Annotated in this window: 16 protein-coding genes; 14 read left to right on the top strand and 2 right to left on the bottom strand. The window is 67.9% G+C overall.

The window, feature by feature from the left end; genetic code table 11:
- Positions 1 to 96: 96 nt before the first annotated feature.
- Positions 97 to 957: a tRNA threonylcarbamoyladenosine dehydratase gene (locus tag HD883_RS21635; protein WP_179589063.1), complete on the bottom strand. Its 861-nt coding sequence runs from the start codon at positions 955 to 957 to the stop codon at positions 97 to 99.
- 241 nt (positions 958 to 1,198) lie between these two features.
- On the opposite strand from HD883_RS21635, the gene HD883_RS21630 reads away from it, so the two are divergent.
- The 14 genes from HD883_RS21630 (at position 1,199) to HD883_RS21565 (ending at position 16,480) form a co-directional block, all read left to right on the top strand.
- The gene (locus HD883_RS21630) at positions 1,199 to 1,897 is read left to right on the top strand and encodes a hypothetical protein (protein ID WP_179589062.1); all 699 of its coding nucleotides are present in this window, start codon (positions 1,199 to 1,201) and stop codon (positions 1,895 to 1,897) included.
- Entirely contained in the window at positions 1,894 to 3,879 is a 1,986-nt protein-coding gene (locus HD883_RS21625; protein ID WP_179589061.1) for an MFS transporter, read from the top strand. The genes HD883_RS21630 and HD883_RS21625 overlap by 4 nt, the downstream gene beginning before the upstream one ends.
- Positions 3,876 to 4,943: an ABC transporter substrate-binding protein gene (locus HD883_RS21620; protein ID WP_179589060.1), complete on the top strand. Its 1,068-nt coding sequence runs from the start codon at positions 3,876 to 3,878 to the stop codon at positions 4,941 to 4,943. The genes HD883_RS21625 and HD883_RS21620 overlap by 4 nt, the downstream gene beginning before the upstream one ends.
- A 188-nt stretch (positions 4,944 to 5,131) precedes the next feature.
- Positions 5,132 to 5,647: a hypothetical protein gene (locus tag HD883_RS21615; protein ID WP_179589059.1), complete on the top strand. Its 516-nt coding sequence runs from the start codon at positions 5,132 to 5,134 to the stop codon at positions 5,645 to 5,647.
- Positions 5,644 to 6,996: an alanine racemase gene (gene alr, locus HD883_RS21610; protein ID WP_179589058.1), complete on the top strand. Its 1,353-nt coding sequence runs from the start codon at positions 5,644 to 5,646 to the stop codon at positions 6,994 to 6,996. Before HD883_RS21615 ends, alr begins: the two co-directional genes overlap by 4 nt.
- Complete coding sequence (locus tag HD883_RS21605; RefSeq protein WP_179589057.1) at positions 6,993 to 8,024, top strand: hypothetical protein; 1,032 nt, start codon at positions 6,993 to 6,995, stop codon at positions 8,022 to 8,024. Before alr ends, HD883_RS21605 begins: the two co-directional genes overlap by 4 nt.
- Positions 8,014 to 9,096 (top strand): hypothetical protein, encoded by a 1,083-nt coding sequence (locus HD883_RS21600; protein WP_179589056.1) that lies wholly within the window; start codon positions 8,014 to 8,016, stop codon positions 9,094 to 9,096. The genes HD883_RS21605 and HD883_RS21600 overlap by 11 nt, the downstream gene beginning before the upstream one ends.
- Positions 9,096 to 11,177 carry a PP2C family protein-serine/threonine phosphatase gene (locus tag HD883_RS21595; protein WP_179589055.1) on the top strand — a complete coding sequence of 694 codons (2,082 nt, stop codon included), beginning with the start codon at positions 9,096 to 9,098 and terminating at the stop codon, positions 11,175 to 11,177. The genes HD883_RS21600 and HD883_RS21595 overlap by 1 nt, the downstream gene beginning before the upstream one ends.
- A gap of 116 nt (positions 11,178 to 11,293) precedes the next feature.
- Positions 11,294 to 12,511, top strand: a complete 1,218-nt coding sequence (locus tag HD883_RS21590; protein ID WP_179589054.1) for an MFS transporter — start codon at positions 11,294 to 11,296, stop codon at positions 12,509 to 12,511.
- Complete coding sequence (locus HD883_RS21585; protein WP_257022583.1) at positions 12,481 to 13,095, top strand: gamma-glutamylcyclotransferase; 615 nt, start codon at positions 12,481 to 12,483, stop codon at positions 13,093 to 13,095. The genes HD883_RS21590 and HD883_RS21585 overlap by 31 nt, the downstream gene beginning before the upstream one ends.
- Positions 13,096 to 13,146: 51 nt before the next feature.
- Positions 13,147 to 13,791, top strand: coding sequence for a pyridoxamine 5'-phosphate oxidase (gene pdxH, locus HD883_RS21580; protein WP_179589053.1), 645 nt, complete (start codon positions 13,147 to 13,149; stop codon positions 13,789 to 13,791).
- 103 nt (positions 13,792 to 13,894) lie between these two features.
- Positions 13,895 to 14,998 (top strand): DUF72 domain-containing protein, encoded by a 1,104-nt coding sequence (locus HD883_RS21575; RefSeq protein WP_257022582.1) that lies wholly within the window; start codon positions 13,895 to 13,897, stop codon positions 14,996 to 14,998.
- Positions 14,999 to 15,034: 36 nt separating this feature from the next.
- Positions 15,035 to 15,553, top strand: coding sequence for a flavin reductase family protein (locus HD883_RS21570; protein WP_179589051.1), 519 nt, complete (start codon positions 15,035 to 15,037; stop codon positions 15,551 to 15,553).
- Between the two features lie 117 nt (positions 15,554 to 15,670).
- The gene (locus HD883_RS21565) at positions 15,671 to 16,480 is read left to right on the top strand and encodes a hypothetical protein (protein WP_179589050.1); all 810 of its coding nucleotides are present in this window, start codon (positions 15,671 to 15,673) and stop codon (positions 16,478 to 16,480) included.
- Positions 16,481 to 16,620: 140 nt separating this feature from the next.
- Here HD883_RS21565 and kdgD read toward each other — a convergent pair whose 3' ends face one another.
- A complete protein-coding gene (kdgD, locus tag HD883_RS21560; protein WP_179589049.1) occupies positions 16,621 to 17,538 on the bottom strand; it encodes a 5-dehydro-4-deoxyglucarate dehydratase in 918 nt (305 codons plus the stop codon).
- Positions 17,539 to 17,761 lie beyond the last annotated feature (223 nt).

Below are 17,761 nucleotides of genomic sequence, written 5' to 3'. Positions count from 1 at the left end.
TTGTCACCAAATGTGAGCATAGCGCAAACATACGGTAATCAAGCGTGGGCAATCACTTCCATGGTGCGCCTTGGCACAAGACGTTGCGCGGATGCCTTATCCGGCGGGCGGCGGGCTCTCGAACAGCAGCTGCAGCACTTCATGCGCGGCGGCCAGTCCCATGGCCGCCGTCACGGTCACGATGGACCCGTAGCCCGCGCAAGACAGGCCCTGCAAGGCCTCGGCGCCTTCGGAACCCGGTTCGGCGGTAACCGCTGCGTCGACCCAGGCGGCGGGCAGGCGCACGGGTTCGTTCACCCACAGGGCGCGGATGTGCATCTTGGGAATGCGCTTGAGCGGCTTGCCCCCGGGCGTGGCCGCGCGCGCAAAACCGTGCTGCCGCCGCAATTGGTTGCGCACCTTGGCCAGCAGGGCGTCGTTCAGGGTTTCGGTGATGTCGGTCGCCCGGAGCGCCAGCGGATTGGTCTTGCCACCCGCGCCGCCACAGACGACCACTGGCACGTTGTTGGCCTTGGCGAACAGGATCATGGCGACCTTGGCGGCCGCCTGGTCGGTGCAATCCAGGATGGCCGTCAAGGGGCCTGCCTGCGGATCGCCCAGCAGGTCGGCGGCATTGTCGGGCGTCAGGAAGTCGTCAACCTTGGTCAGCCGGCAATCCGGGTTGATGGCCAGGATCCGGTCCGCCATGGCGTCGATCTTGGCCATGCCCAGCGTGCTTTCCAGCGCGTGGGCCTGCCGATTGATGTTGGACTCGGCCACATGATCGAGGTCGATCAGCGTCAACCCGCCAATGCCGCACCGTGCCAGCGCTTCGGCGGCCCAGGACCCGACGCCGCCCAGGCCGACGACGGCCACGCGTGCACGGGCCATGGTGTCCAGGGCGCGGTCGCCGTGCAGGCGCGCGACGCCGCCAAAACGGCGGTCGCGGTCCAGCGCCGGAGTGTCTTCAGGGGTCATGCGAGTCGTCCATGTCTGCCATCGAAAGCGGGATCGCGCAATGTTAGCAGCGGGATGACAGACGAACGGTGCAGCCCGGCGTCGCGCTAGGGAGACAGCAGGACATTGTCCTGCAGCGGATACATTTTCCCTATGGCCCGACAGATACAATTTGTGCCGATTGCCCCGCCCGGCCGGGTGGAAGCGACTGCACCGGCCGACCCCCTCCCATCCGCGCTGTGTCCTTATAAGGATCACGTTCATGACCCGCACCGTGAGTGGCTTGCTCGCGCTGTTCGCGTTGGTGGCCGGCGCCTGCATTGCGCTGGGGGCCTATTTCACCTACGGCGCGCTGGTCGCGGCCCACCGCGACGCGCTGGAATCCCGCTATGTGCTGGCCGCGCAACGGGTCGCGGGCACGGCGGAACTGGCGGCCTCGTTCGGTATCACGCTGCCGGCGCAAACCACGTTGACGCCCCTGATCGAACGCGAAGCGCACCTGGACGCCAGCATCGTCACGCTGGACGTGCTCGATGCCTCACGCACGGTGTTGTTCAGCACGCGGGCCGACCGCGTGGGGCAGGCGGCCACCCCGGTGGGCGAAGACGTTGTCCGCCCCATCCGTAATGACCTGGGCCGCGAGATCGGCCGTGCGGTGGTTCAGTACGACGATGCCGCGGCCTTGCAGGCCCGGGCGTCGCTGGCTCGCCAGATCCGCACAGTCGCGATCCCGGCGGCCCTGGCGGCCAGCATCGGCACGTTGCTGATGGGCTGGGTGCTGGCGCGGCGGCTGCAAAACCGCGCTGTGCGCGCCGCCAACCCGGCATCCTGGCCGGTGCAGGCGCATGACGCGCTGGATGACATTGCCGCGACGCATGCCCGGCTGGCCGCGCGGCTGGGGGTGGGCGATGCGGCGCCGGCCGCATCAGGCGGCGCGGCAATACACGGGACGCATTCATGATCGGCTTGCGCGCCGCCTTGTCGATCTCGATCGCGCTGATCCTGTGCGCGGCGCTGGCCGTGGTCGGATGGAGCGCGCAACGCGCCGTGTCGGACACCATTGCCCCGGCCATTGCGGCCAAGGGCGACGCGGTGGCGCGCGGGTCGGCCTCATTGATCCAGCGTGCCTTGCAGGCGGGCATTCCGTTTGGCGAATTGAAGGGAGTGGACGCATCGTTCGCCGCACTGCGCAGCGCCAATCCCGAAGTGTCCGCCATCGAACTGGTTGATGCGGCCGGCGTGTCACGGGTCCGCGTGGGCGAGGCCGCCAGCGAGGGCGCCCCGACGCGCGAGGCCCTGCGTGAACCGGTCCGTGCGCCTATCCTGCTCGATGGCGCCGCGGTCGGCGCCGTGCTGCTGTGGGTCGATCCGGGCGTGGTGTCGCAACGGGTGCGCAGCATGCTGCTGGACATGGCCTTCCTGGGTGTCGTGGCGCTGCTGATCGCGCTGGAACTGCTGGCGCTGGCCGTGGGGTCGCGTAGCGCCCTGTCGCTTGGCGCGCTGGAAGACCGGCTCAAACGCCTGGCGCACGGCAAGCTCGCCCCCGCCAACAGCACACCGCAAGATTCGGCCGTACGCGCGCTGACCGCGCCGATCGATGCGCACCTGCAGGCGATGTGGGCACGGCATCATCAGCTGATCGACGCGGCGCAGGCAAAGGGCGACACGGCCGCCCTGGCGGAACTGCGCACGCTGGGCGACCGCCATGGCATCGATGCGCCTGTGACCAACGAAAGCCGCGCGGCGGCCGTGGTACGCCCTGCCCTGTTCCTGTTCATGCTGTCCGACGAACTGACGCGGCCCTTTCTGCCGGGCTTTGTGCGCAGCATTGCGCCCGACGGCTGGGGCATCGGGCTGGATGTGCTGGTCAGCCTGCCGATGGCCGCCTTCATGCTGACCATGGCGCTATGCCAGCTGCCGTTCGCGTCACTATCGGAACGCATCGGCCGGCGCGAAGGCTTCCTGGCAGGCGCCGTACTGGCCGCGCTGGGCTATGCCGTCGCCGCCCTGACCACGCACTACGGCGTGTTTGCCGCCGCCCGCATCGTCACGGCCATCGGCTACACCCTGGTGTTCGTATCGGCGCAGGGGCACATCATCGACGGGTCGACCGCCGCGGACCGCAGCCGCAGCCTGGCCGTGTTCGTGGGCGCCATTCTGGTGGCGGCCCTGTGCGGACCGCCGATCGGCGGGGTCATCGCCGACCGCCTGGGGGCTTCCGCCGCCTTCGTTGCGTCGGCCGTGCTGGCGCTGCTGGCCTGCGCCGCCGCCTGGCGCATGCTGCCGAAACGCACGCCGCACACCGGCGCGGTGGCGGCCGGCTTCGCTTTGCAGGACGTGTCAGTGGCGGTGCGCACGCCGCGGCTGCTGGGCCTGCTGTTCGGCTGCGCCTTTCCGGCCAAATTCATCCTGGCGGCGATCTGCTTCTATCTGGTGCCGGTCGAACTCGACAAGCAAGGGTATGGCAGCGCCGAAATCGGCCGTCTGCAAATGATCTATCCGCTGATCATGGTGGTGTGCGTGCCCCTGTTCGCGGCGCTGGCCGACCGCCTGCGGCAACGCACCGCCTTCGTGGTGATGGGCGGCGTGCTGGCCGGCGCGGGCGCCCTGCTCGCCGGCATCGGCGCCAGCCCGGCCGTGATCGCATCGATTCTTTTGCTGCTCGGCCTGGGTCAGGCCATGTCGATCACGTCGCAGTCGGCGCTGGTCGCCGACAGCGCCCGCCAGGCGCCTGGCGCGTCGGGCGCGGTGCTGGGCGTGTTCCGCCTGGTCGAGCGCGGCGGCAACGCTGCCGGCCAGGCCGCCGCCGGCATCCTGCTCGGCGCCATCGGATTTTCGGCCGCCACCCTGTCGATCGGCGCACTGGTCGTGGCGGGCGCACTGGGCTTTGCCTGGTCCGTCCGCCCGGGCAGCCGTCCCACTGAGACTTCTTCCCGCCCATGACTTCCCGCCGCGACCTTCTTTCCCTGGGCCTGGCCAGCGCCGCGCTGCTTGCAGGCATGCCCGGGGCCGTGCGTGCTGCGGCTGCCGCCGCCACGGCATCCACCCAGGCATCTTCAGGCCCCTTCCGGATCCTGATGATCACGTTCCGCGGCGAGACCGATGCCGAACGGGGCTTTCGCGACTACTTTGCCAGCGCGGGCATCCCGGTCGAATTCATTGCCCGCGACGTGAAGCAGAACATTGCGAACCTGGCCGCGATCCTTGAAGAAATCCCGTCGCTCAAGCCCGACCTGATCTACACCTGGGGCACCCCGGTCACCCTGGGCGTCGTCGGCCCCTTCGATGCGCCCGCCAGCACGCCCTTCGTGCGCGACATTCCCGTGGTCTTTTCGCTGGTGGCGGCGCCCGTGCAGTCGCGGATCGCGCGCAGCCTGGCGTCGTCCGGCCACAACGTGACGGGCGCCGTCCACGTGGTGCCGACCGACGTGCAGTTGCGGGCCATGCAGTCCTACCTGCCGTTCAAGAAAATCGGCGTGCTGTATTCGCCGGCCGAACAGAATTCGATCGCCATCGTGGACCAGGTCAAGGACTTCTGCGCCCGCCAGAACAGCACGCTGGTCGCGCGCACCTTCAACCTGAACGCGCAGGGCCGGCCCACGGCAGATGGCGTCGAAGCCATCATTGCCGACATCAAGTCACAAGGCGCCGACTGGCTCTACCTGCTGCCCGACACCTTCCTGGGCACCGTGTACGACCGTGTGACGCCCGCCGCGCTGGCGCAACAACTGCCGACCTTTGGCGCTGCCGAACTGGCCGTGCGCCAGGGCGGCGCGCTGGTCGGCCTGATCAGCCGCTATCACTCGGTGGGGCAGCTGGCAGCGGCCAAGGCCGTGGATATCCTGGTGCACCGCAAGGCCCCCGCCGACATCCCGATCGAAACGCTCAAGCGCTTTTCGCTGTTGATCAATATGCGCACGGCCAAGCAGCTGGGCGGTGTCTACCCGCCGATCGACATGCTTAATTACGCCGAGGTGATCAGCCTGGGCAAGGACGGCGCGTCATGATCGGAGGCGGAGCGGGCGGGGTGGAAGAGGCTCGGGGGGAGAAGGCTGGTCGGGACGAGGCTGGTGGGGATGGTGCTGGTCGGGATAAGGCTGGTCGGAATGAGGCTGGGCGGGATGGGGCTTGGCGGGATGGGGCTGGTGGGGACCGTGCTGGTCAGGGCGCTGCTGGGCAGGACGACGCCTGGCAGGTGCTGGGCGCCGGCCATCTGGATGCCATCGAACACTTGCACCGGCTATCCATCGGGTCGGCCGGGCCGGACGTGGTCAAGCCCGAGACGCGTGATTTCTTTGCGGGACTGCTGGCCGGACGAGGACGCATCCTGGGATGCTTCGACCACGGCGCGTTGATCGCGTACGGCGTGCTGCAGACCGAGATCCTTGCCTACGACGACCCCCGTGCGGAACTGGGCTACGCCGCGGACCGCGGCATTGCCAAGCTGGCGGGCGCCGCCGTCGCGCCGTCGCATCGTGGCGCGGGCCTGCAGCGCGCATCGATCCGGCAACGTGTGGCCTTGGCGGGCGATACACCCCTGCTGTTTTCGACGGCGGCGCCGGGCAACACCGCAAGCTTGCAGAACCTGCAGGCCGAAGGCTTCGAGATCCGCGCGACCGTGACGCGGTATGGCGGACTGCAGCGGTATCTGCTGTTGCGGGAATGTCGGGCGGGTGATGCGGCGGCAGGCGCTTCCGGAGCAGCGCGATGACTGCTGGCTTATCTCTGGACCGCCCCACCATCACGATCGACCTGGCCGCCATCCGCCACAACTGGCGCGCGGTGGCCAGCCGCTACCAGGGCCGTCATATCGGCGCCGTCGTCAAGAACGACGCGTACGGACTGGGGGCCGCGCACGTCGTGCCACTGCTGTCTTCGCTGGGCTGCAGCGACTTCTGGGTCGATCACTTTCAGGCCGCCCTGGACGTCCGGCGCATCGTGCCCACCGGGCGCGTGTTCGTGCTCAATGGCCTGGCCGGTGCCGACGCCGCCCGTTGCCGCACCCACGACATCGTGCCGGTGCTGGTCGATGAACGCGAACTGCAACTGGCCAGTGCCGACGCACGCCAGCACGGCCCGCTCAAGGTCGCCGTCCATCTCGACAGCGGCCTGACCCGGGTCGGCCTGGATGCCGCGGCCGTCTCGCGGCTGATCGCGCGCCCTGACCTGCTGCACGGCCTGGACGTGATGGCCTGGGTGACTCACCTGGGCCGCTTCGCCGATCCGGACGCCACCGAAAACGTCGAACAGCGCGCGCGCTTCGTCACGTGGACCGACCGCCTGCCGCGCGCCGCGCGCAGCATCGCCACCTCTTCGTGCGTCTTTGCCGACCGCGGCTGGCACATGGACATGGCGCGCGTCGGCAGCGCGCTGTACGGCGTCGACACCACGCCATCCACCCCGCAAGGCCTGATGCCCGCGGCCACGCTGAGCGCGCCTGTGCTGCGGGTCGCGACCGTGCCCGCCGGCACGGAAATCGGCTACGCCGGCAGCTTCCGGACGCCCCGTGCCTGCACCGTGGCCACGCTGGCGATCGGCTACGGCGACGGCCTGCCCTTCGCGCTCGCCAACTGCGGACAAGTGGCGCTGGCCGGTGGACTGGCGCCGGTCGTTGGCGGCGTCAGCATGGGGTTGATCACCGTGGACGTGACGGCGCTGGGCGAAGGCCGGGTGCAACCCGGCATGCACGCCGTGCTGTTTGGCGCCGACCTGCGGCTGGAGCAGGTCGCGGCTACCGCGGGCATGGCGCCCAATGCGCTGCTGGTGGCATGCGCGTCGCAGGCGCATCGGCGATATGTGGGGCGAGATGCAAGTGACGCGGCGGGTGCGGTTACGGGTGCAGGGGCAGTTGCAGTGGCAATGATCGGCACTGATGCAGTCCAGCGTCCCATTGCACGCGCAGACGAGGTCACGGTCGCAGATACAACTGCAGATGACGATTCGGACGTCGACGCGGGCGTTATTGCCGATGCGGATGCGAATGCACATCCAGATGCCGATCCTCGCGTGCGCTCGGCCGCCGGGCGCCACGCGCAGGCGATGTCGAAGGAGGCGTCATGAGCTACCGCAGCCGTCTTTCCTGGATCCTGGTGGTGGCTGTGCTTGCGGTGCTTGCCGCCACCGCGCTGACCGCGGGCCGGGCCAGCCAGCGCATCCGCGATGACATCGAACGTGCCCGTGGCGCGTATCTGTTGAACACGCTCAAGAATACGGTCGACAGCAACCTTGCCATCGGGCTGACCCTGGAGCAGATGGGCATGCTGCAGACATTGATCGAACGCGAAAAAGGCGGGGCGAACGACGTGCTGGCAATTGATGTCTTCCTGCCCGACGCCACCCTGCTGTACAGCACCGACCGCGGCGTGATCGGCGCACCGGTGGGCGAAGATTGGGTCGCGCGGCTGGCCACGGACGAGACCTGGCAGATCGCCACGCGCGGCGAAACCGTGCTGGGCGCGCGGGTCGACACCGACCTGGGCACACCCGCGGGCGGCATTGCCGTCACGCTGGCCGACGACGACGGCAGCGGCAACGGCGACCTGGCCCTGTGGACGAAAGCATGGCCAATCCTGCAGCCGCTGCTGCCCGTCGCCGCCGTGGCCGTGTTGCTGGCGATCGCCGCCGCCATGATAGTGACCACGCGGATGATGCGGCCCTTCCACGAGGTGGCCCTAATTCTGTCCGGGGCATCGCCCGATGACAGCACGACGCCGGCGGGCTCGACGGAACATGCCGCAACGGGACACGCTGTGACAGGACACGCCGTGACAGGACATGCCACGACAGGACATGCCACGACGGGCCACGCCGTGACGGGACATGCCACGACGGGCCACGCCGTGACGGGATATGCCGTGACGGGATATGCCGTGACGGGATATGCCGTGACGGGATATGCCGTGACGGGAAACGCTGCGACGGGACACGCTGCGACAGCAGACGCGAATGCAACCGCAACATCACGCGTCATGGCGCCGCCTTCCTCGCTTTTCGGCGCAGCGCATGACACGCGCCGGGCCTGGGCGGCGGCGGAGCGCCACGTCGCCATCGCCACCGCTGGCCTGCGGGAGATCGACGATGTCCAATAACCGCCGCGCCATGCTGCGCACCGGTCTGGTCACCGCGCTGCTGGTGCTTGCCATCGGCGGGCTGGGGAGCCTGCTCGTTCTGGCGCACGTTCAGCGCACGGTGGAAAACGATGCCCGCCAGGATGCCAGCCTGCTGGCCGAATCGGTTGCGCGCACCCTGGTGCAGCAGTTCGAAAAAGCCGGACGCTACGGCATTCCGTTCGACCGATTGCCCGGCGTGCAGGCCGCATTGCAACGCACGCTGGACGACGTGCCCGGCCTGGCCAACATCACGCTGACGAATGCCGCCGGGGCCACGCTGAACCGCGTGGACCGCGCGGGTGCGGTGGCGCGCGACACGGTGCGTGTCCCGATTGCGGTGGCGGGCGAAGCGCTGGGCGCCATTGCCATCAGCACGGCGCCGGCCGAACTTGCGGCCGCGTTCGACCGGGTGCGCCAGGTGTGCGCCATCACGACGGTGTTGTTTGCGCTGCTGGCCGGCATCGTGGCGGCCCTGGCGGCGGGCGCCTTGCTGGACAGGCGGCGCGCGCAATTGCGCGACGCCCTTGCCGCCAATGCCGCCGGACGTTTCGATAACGATCTGTCCGCTGCCGCACAGGGCCGCGACGCGGTCGCGCAGGCATTCCGCGCCGTGGCCGACGGCCAGGTCGCGCAACGCGAACGGCGCGAGGCCTTCGATGCCTACGCGCAGGAATTGCTGGCGGTGGATTTCGACGGCAGCCAGCGCGAACCCGTGGCCGCCTGGACCCGCGTGGCGCGGGGCATGGCGCCGGTGACTACGCAGGACCGCACGCAACACGCCGGAGGTCCGGCAGCAGCTGTTGCGGATGCCGATGCCGTTGCCGGGGCTGATGCCGATGCCGATGCCGATGCCGATGCGGTTGCTGTTGCTGATGCTGATGCTGATGCTGATGCTGATGCGAATGCGGATGCCGTTGCTGACGCTGATGCTGTTGCTGACGCCGATGCTGTTGCGAATGCCGATCCCCTGCCAGCCAGTCTTGATCGTGACGACGCTGCCGCCTCGACGCCTGCCTCCACCTCCTCCCCGCCTCGTTCCGGAGCCCGCTGATGCTGCTCCGTTCCCGCATTACCTTGATCGTCGCGCTGGGCTTCGGCGCATTGACCGTTGGCCTGGGCAGCGCCAGCCTGGTCCGTGACCGGCTGCTCGAACAGCGCCTGGCGCAAACGTCGATCGCCGCCCAGTCCGCCTTGTGGGGCGAGATCGTCGCCGTGGAAACCGGGGCGCTCGGCGCTCGTGCAGGCGCCATCGCCATGAACCTGGCCTTTGGCGCGGCGCTTGCCCGGGGCGACCGGGACGATGCCGCGCGCGCGCTGGCGTCGCTGGGCATCGATGTGGGGTCGGCCGACAGCATCGACTTCATTGCCGTCATCGGCGCCGATCGCGAACCGCTGTACACGGCCGGCAAGAACGCCGGCCTGGCCGTGCTCGACGCCAGCACGCTGGACCGGGTGCTGACCGGGCAGGCCGCAGCGGGCCTGCGCCAGGCCTCGGCCACGCAATTGCCGGTGATCGCGGCCAGCCCGCTGAAGATCGGCGACAGCCCGGCAGCCCTCGTCGTCGGCCGCGACGTACAGCACGCGCTGCGCCGCTACGCATCCCGCGCGGGCGCCAGCGTGACCTTGCTGACCTTGCGCGGCCGGCTCGCGGCATCGACCGATCCGGGTTTGTGGCAGCGCGCCGCGCTGTCTGTCAGCCCGCGCGCCGCTCTGGCCGAACAAGTTGATTTCGACAACCGTATCTACAGCCTGATCAGTGTGCCGGTGCGCGACATTGCCGACGGCGCGGTGGGCGCGATCGTCACGCTCAGCGACGCGACCGACAGTCTGGCCGCCAGCCGCTGGGTGGGCCGGCTCGCCATCGCCGGCGCCTTGTTGCTGGCGCTGGTCGGCCTGGCCCTCGTCAACTTCTATCTGTGGCGCAGCTTCCGTCCCTTGCAGGCTGCCATTGCCGCGCTGCAGGCCCTGTCCCGCGGCGACGCCACCGTGCGGCTCGACGCGGGCGGATCCGACGAAATCGGCCGTATCGCGCAGGCCGTGGCCGCGTTCCGGATGAACGCGCAGGAACTGGCCGCCAGCCGCGCGCTGCGCGAACGCGTGCGGCGCCGCCAGGAAAGCGTGATCCGCCGCGAACTGCACGCGCTGGCCGACGCCACCGATATGACCCGGCGCGATGAAGTGCTGGCGCTGCTGGACGGCCCGGCGTCCGACTCCGTCGCCGCGGCGCCCGTCACCCAGGACCGCGACGACGATCAACTACGCCGCCTGGCCCGCATCATGGGCGACCTGACCCGCCGGATCGTGGATCAACACAACAGTCTGTCGACCATGGTGATCGAACTGCGCGACGCCCTGGTCAGCAAGACCAGGCTGGCCGGCCTGCAGCAGGAATTGCAGATCGCAAGCCAGGTGCAGTTGAGCATCCTGCCGCGCGACATGCCGGTCGACCCCCGCGTCAATGTGTTCTGCCACATCACCCCCGCGCGCGAAGTCGGCGGCGACTTCTACGATTACTTCCCGATCGACGCCAACCGCTTCGGCTTCGTGATTGCCGACGTGTCCGGCAAGGGCGTGCCCGCCGCGCTGTTCATGGCGATCTCGCGCACGCTGCTCAAGTCCACCGCGCTGTTTGTCGATTCACCGTCCGCCTGCCTGCAACGCCTGAACGACCTGCTGGCCGCCGAAAACGAACAGATGCTGTTCGTGACCGTGTTCTACGCCGTGATCGATCTGTCGACCGGCCAGGTCGATTACGTCAACGCGGGCCACAACCCGCCGTGGCTGATCCGGCGGGATGGCGATCTGTCACCCCTGCCCCGCACGCGCGGCATTGCCGTCGCCGTGCATGAAGGCTTTGCCTACCAGCAGGGCAAGGTGCAGCTTGCCCCCGGCGACACGCTATACCTGTACACCGACGGCATTACCGAAGCCTTTGATGTCGACGGCCAGGAATATGGCGACGCGCGCCTGCAGGCATCGCTGGCGCGCATCGCGCCCGACACGCCGATCGACATGCTGTCGCAGCGCGTGATCGACGATGTGCGGACGTTCGAACGGGGCGCGGCGCAGGCCGACGACATGACCAGCCTGTCACTTCGTTACCTTGGCGGCCAGGCGCCGGGAGTAGAATGAACATGCTCAATCGCGGCGCTCGCACCCGGCATTGACCGGGCCGGGCCGGCCGCGACCTTCCGGCAAACTTCAGGATCGGTTCCCACGCTTTGGCCGAAGACGGTTCACAACGACAGGTGCCCGAAGGCACCGCGCACGAGACTGCGCCCAACTCCACACTCTCCAACCGCGGCGTGTACGTCTTTTGCGGCCTGGCGATTCTCAATCACTTTGCATTGACCGGCGGCCGGGTCACCGTCGCACTGGGCTCGCTCAGCCAGGGCGCGTCCAGCTTTACCGTCGGCGTGCTGATGGCGCTGTTCGCGCTGTTGCCCATGCTGCTGTCGGTGCACACCGGGCGCTGGGTGGACCGCATCGGCGTGCGCCGGCCCATGCGCGTCGGCACGCTGCTGCTGATCTTCGGCAGCGTGCTTCCCTTTGTGATCACCCGCACCGAAGTGCTGTTCCTGTCGAGCTGTACGGTGGGCATCGGCTGCATGCTCTACATCATTGCCGCGCAGAACCTGATGGGCGCCAACATGCCGCCCGAACGGCGCATCGTGAACTTCGCGCGGCTGTCGATCTCGATGTCGATATCCGGCTTCAGCGGGCCGCTGGTCGCGGGCCTGGCGATTGACCACCTGGGCTACCGGTGGTCATTCGGCATCCTGACCCTCGCGCCGCTGGGCGCACTGGTTGCATTGATCCACTATCGGCGCCTGCTGCCTCGCACGCTCAACCTGGTCGCCCGGCAGGACAATGCCCAGCTCAGCGACCTGCTGGCCATGCCGGTCATGCGCAAGATCCTGGTCGCCACGCTGCTGCTGTCCGGCGCGTGGGACGTCAACGCTTTCATGATGCCAATCTTTGGCAACAGCATCGGCCTGTCGGCCACCACCATCGGCGTGATACTGGCGACCTTTGCCGCCGCCACGTTCGTGGTGCGCATGCTGCTGCCGTGGATCCAGCGCGCGCTCACGCCCTGGCAGCTGCTGCGCACGGCCATGTTCTCGGCCGGCACGGTGTATCTGCTGTTTCCCATGTTTACCCAGGTGCCCGTGCTGATCGGCCTGGCCTTCCTGCTGGGACTGGCCCTGGGCAGTTGCCAGCCCAGTCTGCTCAGCCTGCTGCATACCTATGCGCCGCTGGGCCGCGCGGCCGAAGCGCTGGGCCTGCGCATGGCCTTGATCAACGGGGGACAGTTCACGCTGCCCCTGACCTGTGGCGCGCTGGGCGCCGTGGCCGGCGTCGGCCTGCCCTTCTGGACGATGGCGACCGGCCTGCTGCTGGGTGGCATCTTCAATGGACCGCCAAGGACTCCGCCTTGCCCGATCAAAGTTCCGCCGCACGACTAGACCCCGATCAGTTGCTTGCCTCGATGGACCGCGCCCTGGCGCAGCGGCCGCCGGGCGATGTGTGGGTGTTCGGTTATGGGTCGCTGATCTGGCGGCCCGGCTTCGACCCGGCTGGCCGGCAGATGGCGCGGGTGCGGGGCTACCACCGGTCCTTATGCCTGTGGTCGCGCATCAACAGGGGATCCCCCGACGACCCGGGCCTGGTGTTCGGCCTGGACCGCGGCGGCAACTGCCGCGGCGTCGTCCTGCAGGTGCCCGAAGACCAGTTGCGCCCGGTATTCCATGACCTGTGGCAACGCGAAATGCTGATGGACTCCTACCTGCCGAAGTGGCTGACCTGCGCAACGCCCGATGGCGACGTCAAGGCGCTGGCCTTCGTCATCAACCGGCAAGCCAGCGGCTACACCGGCGAATTGCAGGAACAGCATTTGCTCGACATTGTCCGGCGCGCACGCGGCCGTTACGGCCCGTGCATGGATTACGTCATGGACACCGCGCAGGCCCTGCGTGACTGCGGCATTCGCGACCGGCGGCTCGAACACATCGTCCGGCAGCTGCAGCAGGATCCGCACGCAGCGCTATAGTTGCCGCTGGAGCGCCGATCCGCATTCATCTTATCTACCGGGATTCCCAGCATGTCGCTAGCCGACCTTCGCAAGACCTATCAACAAGGCGCGCTGCATGAGGCGGACGCGCTGCCTTCACCGGTCGACCAGTTCACCGCCTGGTTCGAACAGGCGCTGCAGGACAACCTGCTTGATCCCAACGCCATGACGCTGGCTACCGTCAAAGATGACGGCCGGCCCGCCGCGCGGATCGTGCTGTTGAAGGACTACGACGAACGCGGTTTTGTCTTCTACACCAACTATCACTCCAGCAAGGGACACCAGCTGGACGGCCACCCGTGGGCCAGCCTGCTGTTCTTCTGGGCGCCGCACGAACGGCAGATCCGGATCGAAGGGCGGGTCGAAAAGGTGTCGGAAGAACAGTCCGATGCCTACTTCAAGAGCCGTCCGCTGGCGTCGCGTATCGGCGCCTGGGCATCCGACCAGAGCACCGAGATCCCGCGCCGCGAATGGCTGCGGGAGCGCGAAGCCGAATTCCGCGCACGCCTGGGCGACGATCCGCCCCGGCCCGCCCATTGGGGCGGCTACCGCGTCGTGCCCGACCGCTTTGAATTCTGGCAGGGCCGCCCGTCGCGGTTGCACGACCGACTGGCGTACGTGCGCGAAGGCGAAGGCGAAGGCGATGCCTGGCGCATTGCGCGGCTGTCGCCCTGATGGGGCGGGGCGCGGCGGTCGCCTTGACGGCCGGGGCGCGCCCCATTTTTTTGGGCCCGAATACATAAGGTCCAGGTTATGTGTCATACATAAGCCCGAAGTGATGAATCAGTCCTCTTTCTTTGAACTGGATGCGCCCGGCGGACCGGCGGCGGGTACGGATGCCGCCGCCGATGCCGCCGCGGATGCCGCCACGACGCCCGCAGCCGGAACCCCCAAAAAACGCCGGTCGCGCGCCGCCGCGACTGAAGTGCCCCCCGCCGATCACTCCGACGACCTTCGCGCGCTGGGCGCCGACCTGCCTGCCAACATTCACCTGGGCACGTCGTCGTGGGCGTTTCCGGGGTGGCGCGGCCTGGTGTACGGCGACGACGCCAGCGAAACCCTGCTATCGCGGGAAGGCCTGCGCGCCTATGGCCAACACCCGTTGCTGCGCAGCGTGAGCCTGGACCGCACCTTCTATGCACCCATTTCCGAAGCGCAGTACGCCACCTATGCCGGTCAGGTGCCCGACGGATTCCGCTTCGTCGTGAAGGCGCCGAACCTGGTGACCGATGCCGTGTTGCGCCAGGACAAGGGCACGCCCACCGGTCCCAACCCCAGTTTTCTGGATGCGGCCATCGCCACCGAGCACTTCGTGACGCCCTGCCTGGCCGGCCTGGGCGCCAAGGCCGGCCCCCTGGTGTTCCAGTTTTCGCCGCTGCCCAGGGACCTGCTGGCCGACCCGGCCGGCTGGGTCGATCGGCTGGAAGCCTTCCTGGCCGCCCTGCCGCCGCTGCCCGCATCCGACGCAGCGCAGCAGGCCTTCTATGCCGTGGAATTTCGCGATGCCGAGGTCGTCACGCCGCGCATGATGAAGATGCTGGCGCGGCGCGACGCCCGCTACTGCGTGGCCGTCCACAGCCGGATGCCACCGGCCGCGCGCCAGTTGCAGGCCGAGGCCGCGACCGGACCGGGGCCGCTGGTGGTGCGGTGGAATCTGCTGGCCGGGCAGCGGTACGAAGCCGCCAAGTCCCGCTTCAAACCCTTCGACAGAATGGTCGTGCCGGACCCCGAGACCCGCGGTGCCCTGGCCGACGCGGCCGCCATCGCCCACCAATCGGGCAAGCCTGTCTGGATCGTCGCCAACAACAAAGCCGAAGGCAGCGCGCCGCTCACGATCGAAGGCCTGGCCAGGGAAATCACGGCCCGCCGGCGCACGCGCTAAAATCGAAGTCTCTCAGCCAACCTGACGTCGCCCTGGATGCCCGCTGCCCCACCGGATTTCGACTCCACCGACTTTCGCGCCGCCCTTGGACGCTTTGCCACCGGCGTGACGCTGGTCACCGCCGTGGGCGCCGATGGCCAGCCTGTCGGACTGACCGTCAGTTCGTTCAACTCCGTTTCGCTGACCCCGCCCCTGGTGTTGTGGAGCCTGACGCTCACCTCCAGCTCCTTCCGCACCCTTGAAACGTGCCAGCACTATGCGATCAACGTGCTGGCCGCTGATCAGCTCGAGCTGGCCAAACGCTTCGCGACCCGTAAGGGCCCGGACCGGTTCACCGACGTGCCGTGGCGCCCCGGTGCCAACGGCGCCCCGCTGATCGACGGTTGCACTGCCTGGTTCGAATGCTTCAACCGCAGCCAGTATCGTGAGGGTGACCACTGCATTTTTGTGGGCGAAGTCGAACATTGCGGGCACACGCCGGCCATGCCGCTGGTGTTCCACGCAGGGGATTTCGACCTGACGCCGCAACCCGTGCGGGTTGACGACACGGCCTGACGATCGAAGTTACGACAGCCCCCCAAATCCCCAGCCGCAGGTCCCTTCGCTGCACGATCCCCTGAACGCCTTTCCCGGCTTTACGTTTACCGGCATCACGTCCACCTGGAGTCCACCATGCGCCGTTCCGCTCTCTTCATCGCCCTGCTCAGCGCTGCGGTGCTTGCCGCCTGCAACGGCGGCTACTTCGGTGTCGACTCCGACGACAACGGCAATGGGGGCGGCAGCGGTGCGACCAGTGACGCCCAGGGTCTGTGGACCGGCACGACCAGCGACCGCTACACCTTCGCGCTGCTGGTGACGCCGACCAATGACGTCTGGGGCCTGTCTTATGACGAAAGCGCCAACACCGCCTTTCGCCTGTTCCGTGGCACCGGCGCGTTGACCGGCAAGAACTTCACGGGCACCGGCAAGACCTATGCAAGCGGCGCCAGCGGCACCGTCACGACCGGCACCGTCACCGGGTCGGTCACCACGGCATCCGCCTTCGACGGCAACCTGCCGAACAACCTGACCTTCACCACCAACTTCAACAGCCAGTACAACACCGCCGCCCCGCTGTCCGACTACGCCGGCACGTGGGAAGGCCGCGACAGCAGCGGCGCTCGCCTGGTGGTCACCCTGGACGGCGGCGGCCGCATCACGGCCACGTCCACCGTACCCGGCAAGACCGATCCGTGCGCCATCAACGGCGCGCTGTCCGCCGGCGCAAGCAGCAAGAACTACACGATCCTGAACCTGAGTTTCGGTGGCGAGTCGGGCTGTGCCGCCAATGTGGCCAGCCAGTCGATGCAAGGCGTGGGCGTACGGGTGGCCGACGCCGCCGCCACCGCCCAGCCGCTGTTGCTGCTGGAAGCGACCAACAACGGCCAGACCGCCGGCTGGTTCGCCTATGCGCGGCGCCGCGCGGTCGCGACGGGGTCGTGATCCCGGGAAGGCGACGCCTTATGGGTCCGATCGTCCCGGGCCAGGCCGGCCACGGCATGTGACATTGCCGACGGTTCGTTCCTGCAAACCAAACACAAACGGCGTCCCGAAGGACGCCGTTTTTCATGCCGCCCAGCGGATTACTGGGGGCCGAGCTTCTTGATCAGGCTGTCCAGATCGGCCAATTCGCTGTCGTTCAGGTCGGTCAGCGGGGCGCGGACCGGGCCGGCGTCATGGCCGACCAGGCGGGCGCCTGCCTTGACGATGCTGACGGCATAACCGGCGCGGCGGTTGCGGATTTCCAGGTAAGGCAGGAAGAAGTCGTCGATCAGCTTGCCGACGGTGGCGTGGTCTTCGGCGGCGATTGCGCGGTAGAAGTCCATGGCCGTCTTCGGGATGAAGTTGAACACGGCCGACGAGTACACCGGCACGCCCAGCGCCTTGTAGGCCGCGGCGTAGACTTCGGCGGTCGGCAGGCCACCCAGGTACGAAAAGCGGTCGCCCATGCGGCGGCGCACTTTGACCATGTGTTCGATGTCACCCACGCCGTCCTTGAAGCCGATCAGGTTCGGGCAACGGTCGGCCAGGCGTTCCAGCGAGTCGGGGCCCAGGCGCGAATTGGCGCGGTTGTAGAAGATCACACCGACGTCGAGCGCCTTGCAGACCTGTTCGACGTGGTCGGCAATGCCTTCTTCACTGGCTTCGGTCAGGTAATGCGGCATCAACAGCACGCCGTGGGCGCCCAGGCGCTGGGCTTCCTTGGCGTACGCAATCGCCGTGCGGGTCGGGCCGCCGGCGCCAGCCAGGATCGGCACCTTGCCGGCGCAGGTCTTGACGGCGGCGTTGATCACCTTCGAGTACTCGTCGGCTGCCAGCGAGAAGAACTCACCCGTGCCGCCGGCGGCGAACAGCGCCGTGGCGCCGTAGGGCGCAAGCCATTCCAGACGTTCGATATAGGTCGACTCGCGGAAGTCGCCATTCTTGTCGAAGTCCGTGATCGGGAAGGACAACAGGCCTTCGGACACGATGGACTTGAGTTCTTGGGGAGACGTTTGCATGGCACCGCACCTTCGTGAAATTGGACGCCGCTACAACAGCACCGCCCCGTGTTGAGATAAGTCATCGTACAACTTAAACCTGCAATTGCAAATGCGGGTTGTTGCTAATGCGCTCAAGGAAGGTGCACCGCATTTACGGTACTGCTGCTTACGAATGGCTTAAGGGAAACTCCCTAATGGCTGCCCGCTGGCTCCACATTTTCCATGTTGTATGATGACTTAT

The organism is Pigmentiphaga litoralis (assembly GCF_013408655.1).
In the GTDB taxonomy this organism is placed as follows: Bacteria; Pseudomonadota; Gammaproteobacteria; order Burkholderiales; family Burkholderiaceae_B; genus Pigmentiphaga; species Pigmentiphaga litoralis_A.
The sequence above is the reverse complement of the archived record's forward strand: the minus strand, read 5'-3'. Positions and strand labels throughout refer to the sequence as shown.